Annotated in this window: 11 protein-coding genes; 5 read left to right on the top strand and 6 right to left on the bottom strand. The window is 60.2% G+C overall.

Annotated elements, in window-relative coordinates; translation table 11 throughout:
- Window positions 1–23 precede the first annotated feature (23 nt).
- From era to lptF, 6 genes are all read right to left on the bottom strand, one after another.
- Window positions 24–926, bottom strand: coding sequence for a GTPase Era (gene era, locus D109_RS0105685; RefSeq protein WP_003210432.1), 903 nt, complete (start codon window positions 924–926; stop codon window positions 24–26).
- Entirely contained in the window at window positions 919–1608 is a 690-nt protein-coding gene (rnc, locus tag D109_RS0105680; protein WP_003210434.1) for a ribonuclease III, read from the bottom strand. Before rnc ends, era begins: the two co-directional genes overlap by 8 nt.
- Window positions 1609–1755: 147 nt before the next feature.
- The gene (gene lepB / locus D109_RS0105675; protein ID WP_017476070.1) at window positions 1756–2610 is read right to left on the bottom strand and encodes a signal peptidase I; all 855 of its coding nucleotides are present in this window, start codon (window positions 2608–2610) and stop codon (window positions 1756–1758) included.
- A gap of 5 nt (window positions 2611–2615) precedes the next feature.
- Complete coding sequence (lepA, locus tag D109_RS0105670; RefSeq protein WP_003210439.1) at window positions 2616–4415, bottom strand: translation elongation factor 4; 1800 nt, start codon at window positions 4413–4415, stop codon at window positions 2616–2618.
- Window positions 4416–4567: 152 nt separating this feature from the next.
- Window positions 4568–5647: an LPS export ABC transporter permease LptG gene (gene lptG, locus D109_RS0105665; RefSeq protein ID WP_017476069.1), complete on the bottom strand. Its 1080-nt coding sequence runs from the start codon at window positions 5645–5647 to the stop codon at window positions 4568–4570.
- Window positions 5640–6758: an LPS export ABC transporter permease LptF gene (gene lptF / locus D109_RS0105660; RefSeq protein WP_017476068.1), complete on the bottom strand. Its 1119-nt coding sequence runs from the start codon at window positions 6756–6758 to the stop codon at window positions 5640–5642. Before lptF ends, lptG begins: the two co-directional genes overlap by 8 nt.
- Window positions 6759–7040: 282 nt before the next feature.
- Between lptF and D109_RS0105655 the strand changes: the two genes are divergently transcribed.
- The 5 genes from D109_RS0105655 to rlmF all read left to right on the top strand — a co-directional run bounded on the left by D109_RS0105655 (window position 7041) and on the right by rlmF (window position 13770).
- The gene (locus D109_RS0105655; RefSeq protein WP_017476067.1) at window positions 7041–8531 is read left to right on the top strand and encodes a leucyl aminopeptidase; all 1491 of its coding nucleotides are present in this window, start codon (window positions 7041–7043) and stop codon (window positions 8529–8531) included.
- A 51-nt stretch (window positions 8532–8582) separates the two neighbouring features.
- Window positions 8583–9011: a DNA polymerase III subunit chi gene (locus tag D109_RS0105650; RefSeq protein WP_017476066.1), complete on the top strand. Its 429-nt coding sequence runs from the start codon at window positions 8583–8585 to the stop codon at window positions 9009–9011.
- Between the two features lie 7 nt (window positions 9012–9018).
- Entirely contained in the window at window positions 9019–9423 is a 405-nt protein-coding gene (locus D109_RS0105645) for a hypothetical protein (protein WP_017476065.1), read from the top strand.
- 229 nt (window positions 9424–9652) lie between these two features.
- Complete coding sequence (locus D109_RS0105640) at window positions 9653–12499, top strand: valine--tRNA ligase (protein ID WP_017476064.1); 2847 nt, start codon at window positions 9653–9655, stop codon at window positions 12497–12499.
- 248 nt (window positions 12500–12747) lie between these two features.
- Window positions 12748–13770, top strand: coding sequence for a 23S rRNA (adenine(1618)-N(6))-methyltransferase RlmF (gene rlmF, locus D109_RS0105635; RefSeq protein ID WP_026077799.1), 1023 nt, complete (start codon window positions 12748–12750; stop codon window positions 13768–13770).
- The last annotated feature ends 17 nt before the right edge of the window (window positions 13771–13787 follow it).

The following is a 13787-nucleotide window of genomic DNA, read 5'->3' as shown; positions in this document are numbered from 1 at the left end:
TCCTGCGGTGTTGCGCAGACCTGTTACAGGTCGCCGTAACCCAACGAACGCAACGCGCGCTCATCATCGGACCAACCACCCTTAACCTTCACCCACAGGTTGAGCATGATCTTGGAATCAAACAGCAATTCCATGTCCTTGCGCGCTTCGGTGCCGATGCGCTTGATGCGCTCGCCCTTGTCGCCAATGATGATTTTCTTCTGGCCGTCACGTTCAACGAGGATCAACGCGTGGATATGAAGAGTCTTGCCCTGCTGCTTGAACTCTTCGATTTCGACGGTGATCTGGTACGGCAGCTCGGCGCCCATCTGGCGCATGATTTTCTCGCGTACCAGTTCGGCGGCGAGGAAACGGCTGCTGCGGTCGGTGATCTGGTCTTCCGGGAAGAAGTGCTCGTTCTCCGGCAGGTACCCGGCGATCACACGCTCCAGGGCTTCGAGGTTGTGCCCGTGCTGGGCCGAGATCGGCATGATCTGGGCGTTCGGCAGTTGTTCCTGCAGCCAGCTCAGGTGCGGCATCAGCTCGGCCTTGTCTTCGATGCGGTCGGTCTTGTTCAACGCGACGATCAACGGGCCGGTGACGTACTGCACGCGCTCCAGCACCATCTGGTCTTCGTCGGTCCACTTGGTGCGGTCGACCACGAAGATCACCACGTCGACGTCTTTCAACGCCGCCGAAGCGGTTTTGTTCATGTAGCGGTTCAGGGCCTTTTCGCCGCCTTTGTGCATGCCCGGGGTGTCGACGTAGACCGCCTGTACGGCGCCTTCGGTCTTGATGCCCAACATGTTGTGGCGGGTGGTCTGAGGCTTGCGCGAAGTGATCGCCAGCTTCTGTCCGAGGATGTGGTTCAACAACGTGGACTTGCCCACGTTCGGACGGCCGACGATGGCAACATAGCCACAGCGAGTTGCGGTTGAATCAGTCATGGCCATTCTCCACGCCCAGGGCAATCAGTGCTGCAGCGGCCGCTACCTGTTCGGCAATACGACGGCTCACACCCTGACCTCGGCTTTTTTCATTCAGTAAGGTGATTTCGCATTCGACGAAGAACACTCGGCAATGCGGTTCACCCTGGATATCCACCACTTCGTAACGCGGCAGGTCGCAACCACGGGACTGCAGGAATTCCTGCAGGCGGGTTTTTGGATCTTTGTTGGTGTCTACCAGCGTCAGGCTTTCGATCTCGGTCGACAGCCAGGCGACGACGCGCTCCTTGGCTGCTTCCATGCCTGCATCGAGGTAGATCGCGCCGATCAGTGCTTCAAGGGCGTCGGCCAGGATCGACTCACGACGGAAACCGCCGCTCTTCAGCTCGCCGGAACCCAGGCGCAGGTAATCGCCCAGGTCGAAACCACGGGCCAGTACGGCCAGGGTCTCGCCTTTCACCAGGCGCGCACGCAAGCGCGACAACTGGCCTTCGCGGGCCAGCGGAAAGCGATTGAACAAGGCTTCGCCGGCGACGAAATTGAGGATGGCATCACCGAGGAATTCCAGGCGCTCGTTGTTACGCCCGGCAAAACTGCGGTGTGTGAGGGCAAGGATCATCAATTCCTGATCCTTGAAGGTGTAACCGAGCTGACGCTCGAGACGGCTTAGAGAAACGCTCACGGTTTACCCACATTCAGTTCGAGGCACCGGTGGCCTGCGACGATTAACGCTGTGTTCAAATTCAAATCCTGATGGTTGCTGCATGGGACCGGACTTTGTCCAAGCCCCAGAAAAGCATTCGGCGCTGTGTTCACAGCGCCGCATGGATTACTTGATCAGCCCGACCCGCGAGAAGTTCGGCAGGTGGCTGAGCTTGGGTTCCGGCCAACTCATCCAGACCGCGAAGGCCTTGCCGACGATATTCTGGTCGGGAACCATGCCCAGCAGGTCCTTGGGAATATTGGGATCATCCCAGTAGCGGCTGTCATTGGAGTTGTCGCGGTTGTCGCCCATCATGAAGTAGTGCCCGGCAGGCACTGTCCATTGGTTGTCAGGCGGCGAACGGTAGCGGCTCATTTCCTTGCGGATTTCGTGCTCTACCGCTCCGAGTTTTTCCTGGTACAGCTCGGCGCTGCCCAGGGTGTTCGGCTCGGAACCGATCAGTTTTTCCGCCACCGACTCGCCATTGACGAACAGGCGCTTGTCGCTGGTGTAGCGAATCACGTCACCCGGCAGGCCCACTACGCGCTTGATGTAGTTGACGTTCGGGTCGCTTGGGTAGCGAAACACCATCACATCGCCGCGCTGCGGGTCACCGATCTCGATGACTTTCTTGTCGATCACCGGCAAGCGGATCCCGTAGGAAAACTTGTTCACCAGGATGAAGTCGCCCACGTCCAGGGTAGGCTTCATCGATCCCGAAGGGATCTGAAACGGTTCCACCAGGAACGAACGCAGCACCAGCACGATGAACAACACCGGGAAGAACGACTTGCCGTATTCAACCAGCATTGGCTCTTTGTTCAGTTTCTCGACCACCGCCACATCGGGCTGGCTGACGCTGCCCTGATAGGCCGCAATGGCAGCCCGGCGACGCGGGGCGAAGAAAATCAGATCGAGCAACGCCAGGAGACCGCAAACGGCAACGGCAATGACCAGCAACAGCGGGAAATTTAGTGACATAGGACCTAACTATCCAACCTGAGCACCGCAAGGAAGGCTTCTTGTGGAATTTCCACGTTGCCCACTTGCTTCATGCGTTTTTTACCGGCCTTTTGCTTCTCGAGCAGCTTGCGCTTACGGCTGACGTCGCCGCCATAGCATTTGGCCAGTACGTTCTTTCTGAGTGCCTTGACGGAGGTCCGCGCAATGATCTGCCCGCCAATGGCGGCCTGGATCGCGACGTCGAACATCTGGCGCGGAATCAGTTCTTTCATCTTTTCGGTCAACTGGCGACCTTTATAGTGCGCGTTGTCCTTGTGCACGATCAGCGCCAGGGCATCGACCTTGTCGCCGTTGATCAGCACATCCAGCTTCACCAGATTAGCTGATTGGTAACGATCAAAATGGTAATCCAGCGAAGCATAGCCGCGGCTGGTGGATTTGAGACGGTCGAAGAAGTCCAGGACCACTTCGTTCATCGGCAAATCGTAGGTCACTTGCACCTGGGTACCGAGGAACAGCATGTCGTGTTGTACGCCACGCTTTTCGATACACAGGGTAATGACGTTGCCCAGGTGTTCTTGCGGCACAAGAATATTGGCCCGCACGATCGGCTCGCGCATGTCTTCGATGGAAGACAGATCCGGAAGCTTGGACGGGTTGTCGACGTAAATCGTTTCACCGGTTTTCAGCGCCAGCTCAAAAATAACCGTCGGCGCGGTGGTGATCAGGTCCAGGTCGTATTCGCGCTCGAGGCGCTCCTGGATGATTTCCATGTGCAGCATGCCCAGGAACCCGCAGCGGAAGCCGAAGCCCAGGGCGTCGGAGCTTTCCGGGGTGTACTGCAACGACGAGTCGTTGAGGGTCAGCTTCTGCAGGGCTTCGCGGAAATCCTCGAAGTCGTCGGAGCTGACCGGGAACAGGCCGGCGTAGACCTGCGGCTGGATGCGTTTGAAGCCCGGCAGCACGTCGACGTCAGGGGTGGAGCTCAAGGTCAGGGTGTCACCTACCGGTGCACCGTGGATGTCCTTGATACCGGCGATGATGAAGCCCACTTCGCCGGCTTTCAGATCAGTGGTCGCGGTGTGCTTGGGGTTGAACACACCGACGCTGTCCACCAGGTGGATCTTGCCGGTGGATTTGACCAGGATCTTGTCGCCCTTCTTCACGCGGCCGTGGCGCACGCGTACCAGGGAAACAACGCCCAGGTAGTTGTCGAACCAGGAGTCGATGATCAACGCTTGCAGCGGATCTTCGTAGTTGCCGGTAGGCGCCGGAATGGTCTTGACCAGGCGCTCGAGCACTTCGTCGACGCCCAGGCCGGTCTTGGCACTGCACTCGACGGCGTCGGTGGCGTCAATGCCGATGATCTTCTCGATCTCTTCCTTGACGCGGTCCGGATCGGCCTGTGGCAGGTCGATCTTGTTCAGCACCGGCATCACTTCCAGGCCTTGCTCGATGGCGGTGTAGCAGTTGGCTACGGACTGGGCTTCGACGCCCTGGCCCGCGTCCACTACCAGCAACGCGCCTTCACAGGCCGCCAGGGAACGGCTGACTTCATAGGTGAAGTCGACGTGGCCCGGGGTGTCAATGAAGTTGAGCTGGTACTTGATACCGTCTTTGGCGGTGTAATACAGAGTAACGCTGTGGGCCTTGATGGTGATCCCGCGCTCGCGCTCGAGGTCCATGGAGTCCAGCACCTGGGCTTCCATTTCACGCTCGGCAAGGCCGCCGCACATCTGGATAAATCGATCGGCCAGCGTCGACTTGCCATGGTCAATGTGGGCGATGATGGAGAAATTGCGGATATGACTCAAATCACTCACGGATCAACACTCAAAAAGGCTGCAGGCAGACTGCCCGCTGAAAAATAGCCGGGAATTGTACCTGATGCGCAGACCTGACGTCATCCATGGTGACCAAGAACAAAAATGCCCCGGTCGTTCGAACGGGGCATTTTTTGTTCATACGCGCGGGCTCAACCGGCCCGACGCAACAGCCAGAAGCCGGCCAAGGCGCAAATAGCCGTCGGCACCAGCACCGCAAACAGCGGCGAGAATCCGAATACCAGGCTGGACGGCCCGAGCAGGTCCTGGGCGATACGGAAGGTGAAGCCCACCAGCACGCCAGTAAACACGCGCTGGCCAAGGGTTACGGAACGCAACGGGCCAAAGATGAACGAAATCGCCATCAGCACCAGCGCAGCGGTCACCACCGGCTGCAACACCTTGACCCAAAACGCCAGCCAGTAACGACCGTTGTTCAAGCCCTGGTCCTTGAGGTAATGGATATAGCTCCACAGGCCAGAGATAGGCAGGCTTTCCGGGATCATCACCACGGTGTTCAGCAATTCGGGCTTGAGGGCAATGTCCCACTGCTCCGTCGGCACATTGATGACTTCAGTGCTCGACGCCGCGCCCTTGCCGATTTCACGGAAATAGGTGGTGGTCACATCGCTCAGTTGCCACTTTTCGTCGCTGTACTGTGCGCGTTTGGCGAAACTGGACGACAACAGGTGACGTTCTTTATCGAAGCGGTAGCGAGTGACACCGACCAGCAAGCCGTCTGGTTGCACGGCGTTGATGTGGATAAATTCCTCACCCTGGCGGTGCCACAGGCCATGCTTGGAGCTTTGGGCATCCCCCGAACCCTGGGCCAGGGCGCGGTTGGCCTGGGCGGTGGATTCGGCAGGGGGCGCCACGTATTCACCGATCAGCACGCTGACCGCCATCAGCAACAGCATCGGCTTCATGACCGCCCACACGATGCGGCCGATGGAAACACCCGCCGCGCGCATGATGGTCAGCTCGCTGTTGCTGGCCAGGCTGCCCAAGCCGATCAGGCAGCCGATCAGCGCGGCCATCGGCATCATGTCGTAGAGACGACGGGGTGCCGTCAGCGCCACGTAGCTCAGGACGTCGGTTACGGTGTAGGTCTCGCTGACGTTGCCGACTTCATCAATGAAAGCGAACAACGAGGCAAGCCCCAGAATAATGCCCAATACCGCAAGGATTGCGACCAGGACGCTGCTACCAATGTAGCGGTCGAGCTTAACCACGAGCCATCTCCTTCATGCTGCGACGACTCTTCATCTTCAGGCGCAACGGTTCCCAATAAAGCAGGCCCAGGCCAATCGCCAGGAAGATCCCGTGGACCCACCACAACCCGAGGGTCGGCGACAGCTTGCCCTTCTCCAGGGAGCCACGGGCGGAAATCAGGATGGTCAGGTAAGCCATATAAAGCAGGATTGCCGGCAACAGTTTGAGGAAGCGGCCCTGGCGCGGGTTGACCCGGGACAGCGGCACGGCCATCAAGGTCACGATAAAGACCAGCAGCGGCAGGGAAATACGCCATTGCAGCTCGGCGATCGAGCGCAATTCCTTGCTGCCGATCAGGTCTGGCGTCGGGATCGCGTCACGGTCGGTGACCTCGTCGCTGACGTCCGGCCGGGCCAGCATCACACCATAGGTGTCGTACTTGATTGCGCGGTAATCAGCCTGGCCGGGGCTGCCGTCATAACGATAGCCGTCCTCCAGGATCAGGTAGCGGCTGCCGTCCGGGCGCACCTCCTGACGTCCCTTGTCGGCCACCAGAATCGAAATACCACGGTCTTTCTGGTTCTGGCCAAGGTTTTTCTGGGAGATGAACACACCGCCCAGGTTGGCACGGTCATCCGTCATTTGCTCGGTATAGGTCACCCGGGTGCCATCGTTGAGCGCTTGAAAGCGGCCCGGCTCCAGGGTGTCGAATTCGGTCATGGCGTCCTGTTTGTTGAGCACCAGCTGGAACTGCAGGGCACCCTGGGGCGCCAGGCTCAAGCTCAACCAGGCCACGACCAGGGCGATACCGGTGGCCGGAACCATGGTCATGGCCAGCAAGCGTTGCTGGCTCATGCCGGTGGCCGATAACACGGTCATTTCGCTTTCAAGGTACAAGCGGCCGTAGGCCAGCAGAATCCCGAGAAACAGGCCCAACGGCAGGATCAGTTGCAGGAAGCCCGGCAGGCGAAAGCCCATGATCAGGAACAGCGAGCCCGGATCCAGGGCGCCCGAGGCGGCCTGGGCGAGGTATTTGACGAAACGACCACTCATGATGATGACCAGCAATACCGCACTCACGGCACTCAGGGTCAACAGGACTTCGCGGGACAGATAACGGAAGACGATCAAACCAGACACTCCAGGGTTGTCAGGCTAAGGCGGCCAAACAAGCAAGCATATCGAGTCGACCCAATGCTGCAGGCCGGCTAAAAAGATGGCGCATTATCCTGTGATTGACCGCACCTGTCACGGAGCTTGCTCATACGCGTGCACAAAGCTGCCCACAAGGGTTGTCAGGCTCAGGCGGCGAGGTTCAAACTGCGGCCTTTGTCGCGGGCGGCCTACAGGCTGCCAAGCTTACAAGCCGGAGTACAGACTCCTGGCTCACTGACCTTTATAAGGGACCCGAAAATGGAACTGGTTGTAAAAAGCGTTAGCCCCGAAACGTTGAAAACCGCCACCCTCGTGGTCGCTGTCGGCGAAGGCCGCAAGCTCGGCGTTGCCGCCAAGCAACTGGACGAACTGAGCGGCGGCGCCATCAGCGCAGTCCTCAAGCGCGGTGACCTGGCCGGCAAGGTCGGCCAAAGCCTACTGCTGCAAAGCCTGCCTAACCTTAAAGCCGACCGCGTATTGCTGGTGGGCGTCGGTAAAGACGCCGAACTGGGCGACCGTCCGTTCCGCAAGATCATCAGCGGCATCCTCACTACCCTCAAGGGCCTGGGCGGCACCGACGCAGCCCTGGCACTGGACGAAATCGTGGTCAAGGGCCGCGACAGCTACGGCAAGACCCGTCTGCTGGCCGAAAGCCTGCTGGACGGCGGCTACGTCTTCGATCAGTTCAAGAGCACCAAGGCCGAACCCCGCGCCCTGAAAAAAGTCACCCTGCTGACCATCAAGGCTGCCCAGGCAGAAGTCGAACGCGCCGTGACCCACGCCCAGGCCATCGCCGGCGGCATGGCGTTCACCCGAGACCTGGGCAACCTGCCACCGAACATCTGCCATCCGACTTACCTGGGCGAACAAGCCAAGGCGCTGGGCAAGGAATTCAAGGGCCTGAAAGTCGAAGTCCTGGATGAGAAAAAGATCAAGGAACTGGGCATGGGCTCGTTCTATGCCGTAGGCCAGGGCAGCGACCAGCCGCCACGCCTGATCGTGATGCAATACAACGGCGGCAAGAAGTCCGAGAAGCCATATGCCCTGGTGGGTAAAGGCATCACCTTCGACACCGGCGGCATCAGCCTCAAGCCGGGCCTGGGCATGGACGAGATGAAGTACGACATGGGCGGCGCCGCCAGCGTGTTCGGCACCCTGCGGGCCGTGCTGGAACTCAAGCTGCCGATCAACCTGGTGTGCATCCTGGCCTGCGCCGAAAACATGCCGAGCGGCGGCGCGACCCGTCCGGGCGACATCGTCACCACCCTCAGCGGCCAGACCGTGGAAATCCTCAACACCGACGCCGAAGGCCGCCTGGTGCTGTGCGACGCCCTGACCTACGCCGAGCGCTTCAAGCCGCAAGCCGTGATCGACATCGCCACCCTGACCGGTGCCTGCGTGGTTGCCCTGGGCGCCCACACATCGGGCCTGCTGGGCAACAACGACGAACTGATCGGCCAACTGCTCAGCGCCGGCCAGGCGGCAGACGACCGCGCCTGGCAACTGCCGCTGTTCGATGAATATCAGGAACAGCTGGACAGCCCGTTCGCCGACATCGCCAACATTGGTGGCCCGAAAGCCGGCACCATCACCGCCGCGTGCTTCCTGTCGCGTTTCGCCAAGAACTTCAACTGGGCGCACCTGGACATCGCCGGCACTGCCTGGACCAGCGGCGGCAAGGACAAGGGCGCCACTGGCCGTCCGGTTCCATTGCTGACCCAGTACCTGCTGGACCGCGCCAAAGCCTGAAAATGAAGATCCCCGGGCGCCTGTAAAGCCGCCCGGGGCTCAGGAACCGCAATGACCCAAGTCGACTTCTATATATTGCCCAGCGCCGATCCTTCCGCGCGCCTGGACTTTGCCTGCAAGCTCACCGAAAAAGCCTGGCGCATGGGTCACCGCATCTACCTGCATTGCAGCGATGCCGCCCAGCGTGATGACCTCGACGCCCGCCTGTGGCGCTTCAAGGGCGAAAGCTTCGTGCCCCACGGCCCCGCCGAATCAGAGCCGGAAGGCCTGGTGGTATTGGGTCTGGGCGACAACTGTGGCGATCACACAGACCTGCTGGTCAACCTCGACCTGAAAGTACCGGCCTTCGCCAAGGGCTTCGCCCGTGTGGCGGAAGTGGTGGTGGAAGACCCGGCTATTCGTCAGGCCGCACGGGAGAGTTTCCGTTTCTACCGTGAACAGGGCTATTCTCTGCAAGATCACCGGCTACAACGACTTTGAGCACATGATGGACACTCCAAACCCGCTAAAAGACCCTGACCACCTGCTGGACGACCTTGAGTCGATCCGCAAGCTGCTCGGTGATGATGACCTGCAACCGCCGCTGCTGACCGATGCGGTCAACGGTGACGTACAAATTCCCTTGTTGTTCGATATGGTCGGTGGCAAGCCTGTTGCGCCGGAGCCTGTCGAAACGCCCGTGGAGCAAGCAGCCCCCGCGCCGGCAGTGGCCGTGCCTGCCGCCGAGAAAGCGCCTGACGCCCTGCTGCTGCACCTGGACAACGAACTGCGCGCCGCTGCGCAACTGATCATGCAAGACGTGATCGACGATTTTGCCCCGCATATCGAAACCGAGATCAAGCGTCGACTGGATGCGCGCATGGAGCGGTTGTTGAGCCAGTACCAGAACTAAGGCTGACACATATCCCCTGTGGGAGCGGGCTTGCTCGCGAAAGCGGTGGTTCAGTCAATACATTGGGTGACTGTTACACCGTCTTCGCGAGCAAGCCCGCTCCCACACCAGCCCGCTCCCACATTTGATCGGCGCCACCGTTAAGCCCGTCTTCAACTCGCCCTCTCCCCTATCCCCCGTTATACTTGTCGGCTTTCCTGAATTAATGCCAACTAGGGTCCCGCCGCGCATGGATAAGACCTACCAGCCGCACGCTATTGAAACTTCCTGGTACCAGACCTGGGAGTCCGAGAATTATTTCGCTCCGCAAGGCGCGGGCGATGCCTACACCATCATGATTCCGCCACCGAACGTCACTGGCAGCCTGCACATGGGCCATGGCTTCAACAATGCGATCATGGATGCCCTGATTCGTTTCCGCCGCATGCAGGGTCGCAACACCCTGTGGCAGCCAGGTACCGACCACGCCGGTATCGCCACCCAGATGCTGGTGGAACGCCAACTGGAAGCCACCGGCCAGAACCGTCACGACCTGGGTCGCGAGAAATTCCTGGAGAAAATCTGGGAATGGAAGGATCAGTCCGGCGGCAACATCAGCCGTCAGATTCGTCGCCTGGGTTCGTCCGTCGACTGGAGCCGCGAGCGCTTCACCATGGACGACGGCCTGTCGGAGGCCGTGAAAGAAGCCTTCGTGCGCCTGCATGAAGACGGCCTGATCTATCGCGGCAAGCGCCTGGTCAACTGGGACACCAAGCTGCACACGGCGATTTCCGACCTTGAAGTGGAAAACCACGAAGAGAAAGGTTTCCTGTGGAACCTCAAGTACCCGCTGGCTGACGGCGCCAAGACCGCCGAAGGCAACGACTACCTGATCGTCGCCACCACCCGTCCGGAAACCATGCTCGGCGACGCCGCCGTCGCGGTTAACCCAAACGACGAGCGCTACCAGGCGCTGATCGGCAAGTTCGTTGAGCTGCCGCTGGTCGGCCGTCGCATCCCGATCATCGCAGACGACTACTGCGACCCTGAATTCGGCACCGGCTGCGTGAAAATCACCCCGGCCCACGATTTCAACGACTACGAAGTCGGCAAGCGCCATAACCTGCCGCTGCTGAACATCTTCGACAAGAACGCCGCTGTTCTGCCGGCCTGTCAGGTGTTCAACCTCGACGGCACGCTGAACGAGAGCATCGACGGCAAGATCCCGGCCGAATACGCCGGCCTCGACCGTTTTGAAGCACGCAAGCAGATCGTTGCCGCCTTCGATGCCGCCGGCCTACTGGTCAGCGTTGACGACCACGCCCTGAAAGTGCCGAAAGGCGACCGCTCCGGTACCGTCATCGAGCCTTGGCTGACCGACCAGTGGTATGTGTCCACCAAGCCTTTGGCTGAACCGGCAATTGCCGCCGTGGAAGACGGCCGCATCGCGTTCGTGCCCAAGCAGTACGAAAACATGTACTTCTCGTGGATGCGCGACATCCAGGATTGGTGCATCAGCCGTCAGCTGTGGTGGGGCCACCGGATTCCGGCCTGGTACGACGAGTCGGGCAAGGTCTACGTTGGCCGCGACGAAGCCGAAGTACGTGCCAAGCACAACCTCGGCCCGGACGTGGCGCTGCAACAGGACAACGACGTACTGGACACCTGGTTCAGCTCGGGCCTGTGGACGTTCTCCACCTTGGGCTGGCCGCAACAGACCGAATTCCTGAAGAAATTCCACTCCACCGACGTGCTGGTCACCGGCTTCGACATCATTTTCTTCTGGGTTGCCCGGATGATCATGCTCACCATGCACTTGGTGAAGAACGAAGACGGCACGCCGCAGGTACCGTTCAAGACCGTATACGTCCACGGCCTGGTGCGTGATGGCCAGGGCCAGAAGATGTCCAAATCCAAGGGCAACGTCCTGGACCCATTGGACATCATCGACGGCATCGACCTGGAAACCCTGGTGCAGAAACGCACCTCGGGCCTGATGCAGCCGAAACTGGCGAAGAAGATCGAGAAGCAGACCCGCGATGAATTCGCCGACGGCATCGCCAGCTACGGCACCGACGCCCTGCGCTTCACCTTCTGCTCGCTGGCGTCCACCGGTCGCGACATCAAGTTCGACATGGGCCGCGTCGAAGGCTATCGCAACTTCTGCAACAAGATCTGGAACGCCGCGCGCTACGTGCTGGATAAAGGCGAAGACTGCGGCCAGAACGGCGAGGCCATCGAGCTGTCCCTGGCGGACCGCTGGATCATCTCCCAGTTGCAGCGCACCGAAGCCGAAGTGACCCGTCAACTCGACCAGTTCCGCTTCGACCTGGCGGCACAGGCCTTGTACGAGTTCATCTGGAACCAGTATTGCGACTGGTACCTGGAACTGTCCAAGCCCGTGCTGTGGGACGAGAACTCGCCGATCGAACGTCAGCGCGGCACCCGTCACACCCTGGTACGCGTACTGGAAGTGGCGCTGCGCCTGGCGCATCCGTTCATGCCGTTTATCACCGAAGAAATCTGGCAGCGCATCGCGCCGCTGGCGGGCAAAGACGGCAAGACCATCATGCTGCAACCTTGGCCGGTGGCCAACGAAGCCCGCATTGATGAGGCGGCCGAAAGCGATATCGAGTGGCTCAAGACCCTGATGATGGGCACGCGCAACATTCGCGCCGAGATGAACATCGGTCCGGGCAAGCCACTGGCCGTGTTCGTGAAGAACGCCAGCGCCGAAGATCAGCGCCGCCTCACCGAGAACGACGCGCTGCTCAAGAAGCTGGCGAAGCTGGAGTCGATCACCGTATTGGCCGCTGGCGCCGAAGCACCGCTGTCCGCCACCGCACTGGTTGGCGAGATGGAAGTGCTGGTGCCGATGGCCGGCCTGATCGACAAAGGTGCCGAACTGGCGCGCCTGGACAAGGAAATCCTGCGCCTGCAAGGCGAAGTGCAGCGGGTGGGCGGCAAGCTGTCCAACGCGGCGTTCGTCGACAAGGCTCCGGCTGAAGTCATCGAGAAAGAACGCGCCAAACTGGCTGAAGCTGAACAGGCTTTGGGCAAGCTGGCGGAGCAGCACGTGCGGATTTCCAGCCTGTAAGGGGCAGCCCGTGTGAAAAAAGAGACCTTCGGGTCTCTTTTTTTTGCTTGGAAAAACACCGTTATTTCTCTTTGGAAACCCGATCAATGTGGGAGCTGGCTTGCCTGCGATGGCATCGCCTCGGTCTGGCAGATACACCGAGTCGCCTGCATCGCAGGCAAGCCAGCTCCCACATTTGACCGAGTTCGACCAAGGAATGTGTGACAATACCCGCCACTTTTGAAACAAACGCAGAATCGACGCAGCCCATGACCGCCCCCAGCACACCCAAAGCACCGCGCAAGAAGCCTAAACCCACGACGCCGGCCTTGCCCGTCGTTCCGCGCAAAGAGGCTACCTTGCACCCGCGTAACCGCCACCAGGGCCGTTACGACTTCCAGGCGATGATCAAGACCACGCCGGAACTGGCGCAATTCGTGATCATCAACCCGTACGGAAAGGAAAGCATCGACTTCGCCAGCCCCGACGCGGTGCGGGTGTTTAACCGGGCGCTGCTCAAGGCGTTCTACGGCATCAATCACTGGGACATTCCGGCTGATTACCTGTGCCCACCGGTTCCGGGGCGTGCCGACTACGTGCACTTCCTCGCCGACCTGCTGGCCAGCGTCAACGAAGGCGTGATCCCCCGTGGCGCGCCGGTGAAGGTGCTGGACATCGGCATGGGCGCCAACTGCGTCTATCCGTTGATCGGCTACAGCGAATACCGCTGGAATTTCCTCGGTTCGGAAGTCGACCCGACGGCCGTGGCCGCCGCCAAGGCGATCGTGCAGTCCAACGGGCTGAACAAGGCCATCCAGCTGCGCCAGCAAACCAATCCCAAGCAGATCCTGCTGGGCCTGCTGGAGCCGGGTGAGCGTTTTGACCTGACCCTGTGCAACCCGCCCTTCCACGCGTCCATGGATGAAGCGACCAAGGGCAGCGAACGTAAGTGGCGTGCACTGGGCAAGGCTGATCCGAAGCGCAAGTTGCCGGTATTGAACTTCGGTGGCCAGTCGGCGGAATTGTGGTGTGAAGGCGGTGAAGCGCGGTTTGTGACGCAGCTGATCGCTGAGAGCGCGCATTTCCAACATAAAGTGCTGTGGTTCAGCACCCTGGTGTCGAAGGCCTCAAACCTGCCGGCGATCCAGACGGCGCTGAAAAAGGCCGGTGTGCTGGAGAGCCAGGTGGTGGAGATGTCCCAGGGCCAGAAGCAGAGCCGCTTCGTCGCCTGGACTTTCCAGACCCCGAGCGAGCAACAGGTATGGCGCCAGCGCTGGGCGCGTAAGGATTAAAAACCGCAGGCAACAAA

This window comes from Pseudomonas sp. PAMC 26793, assembly GCF_000313235.1.
GTDB classification, from domain to species: Bacteria; Pseudomonadota; Gammaproteobacteria; order Pseudomonadales; family Pseudomonadaceae; genus Aquipseudomonas; species Aquipseudomonas yamanorum.
Note: the sequence above shows the minus strand (reverse complement) of the source record. Positions and strands in the feature narration are given on the sequence as shown.

Coding starts and splice junctions, on each gene's coding strand:
- era (WP_003210432.1), bottom strand. CDS start 926: ATGACTGATTCAACCGCAACTCGCTGTGGCTATGTTGCCATCGTCGGC.
- lepB (WP_017476070.1), bottom strand. CDS start 2,610: ATGTCACTAAATTTCCCGCTGTTGCTGGTCATTGCCGTTGCCGTTTGC.
- D109_RS0105655 (WP_017476067.1), top strand. CDS start 7,041: ATGGAACTGGTTGTAAAAAGCGTTAGCCCCGAAACGTTGAAAACCGCC.
- D109_RS0105650 (WP_017476066.1), top strand. CDS start 8,583: ATGACCCAAGTCGACTTCTATATATTGCCCAGCGCCGATCCTTCCGCG.
- D109_RS0105645 (WP_017476065.1), top strand. CDS start 9,019: ATGGACACTCCAAACCCGCTAAAAGACCCTGACCACCTGCTGGACGAC.
- D109_RS0105640 (WP_017476064.1), top strand. CDS start 9,653: ATGGATAAGACCTACCAGCCGCACGCTATTGAAACTTCCTGGTACCAG.
- rlmF (WP_026077799.1), top strand. CDS start 12,748: ATGACCGCCCCCAGCACACCCAAAGCACCGCGCAAGAAGCCTAAACCC.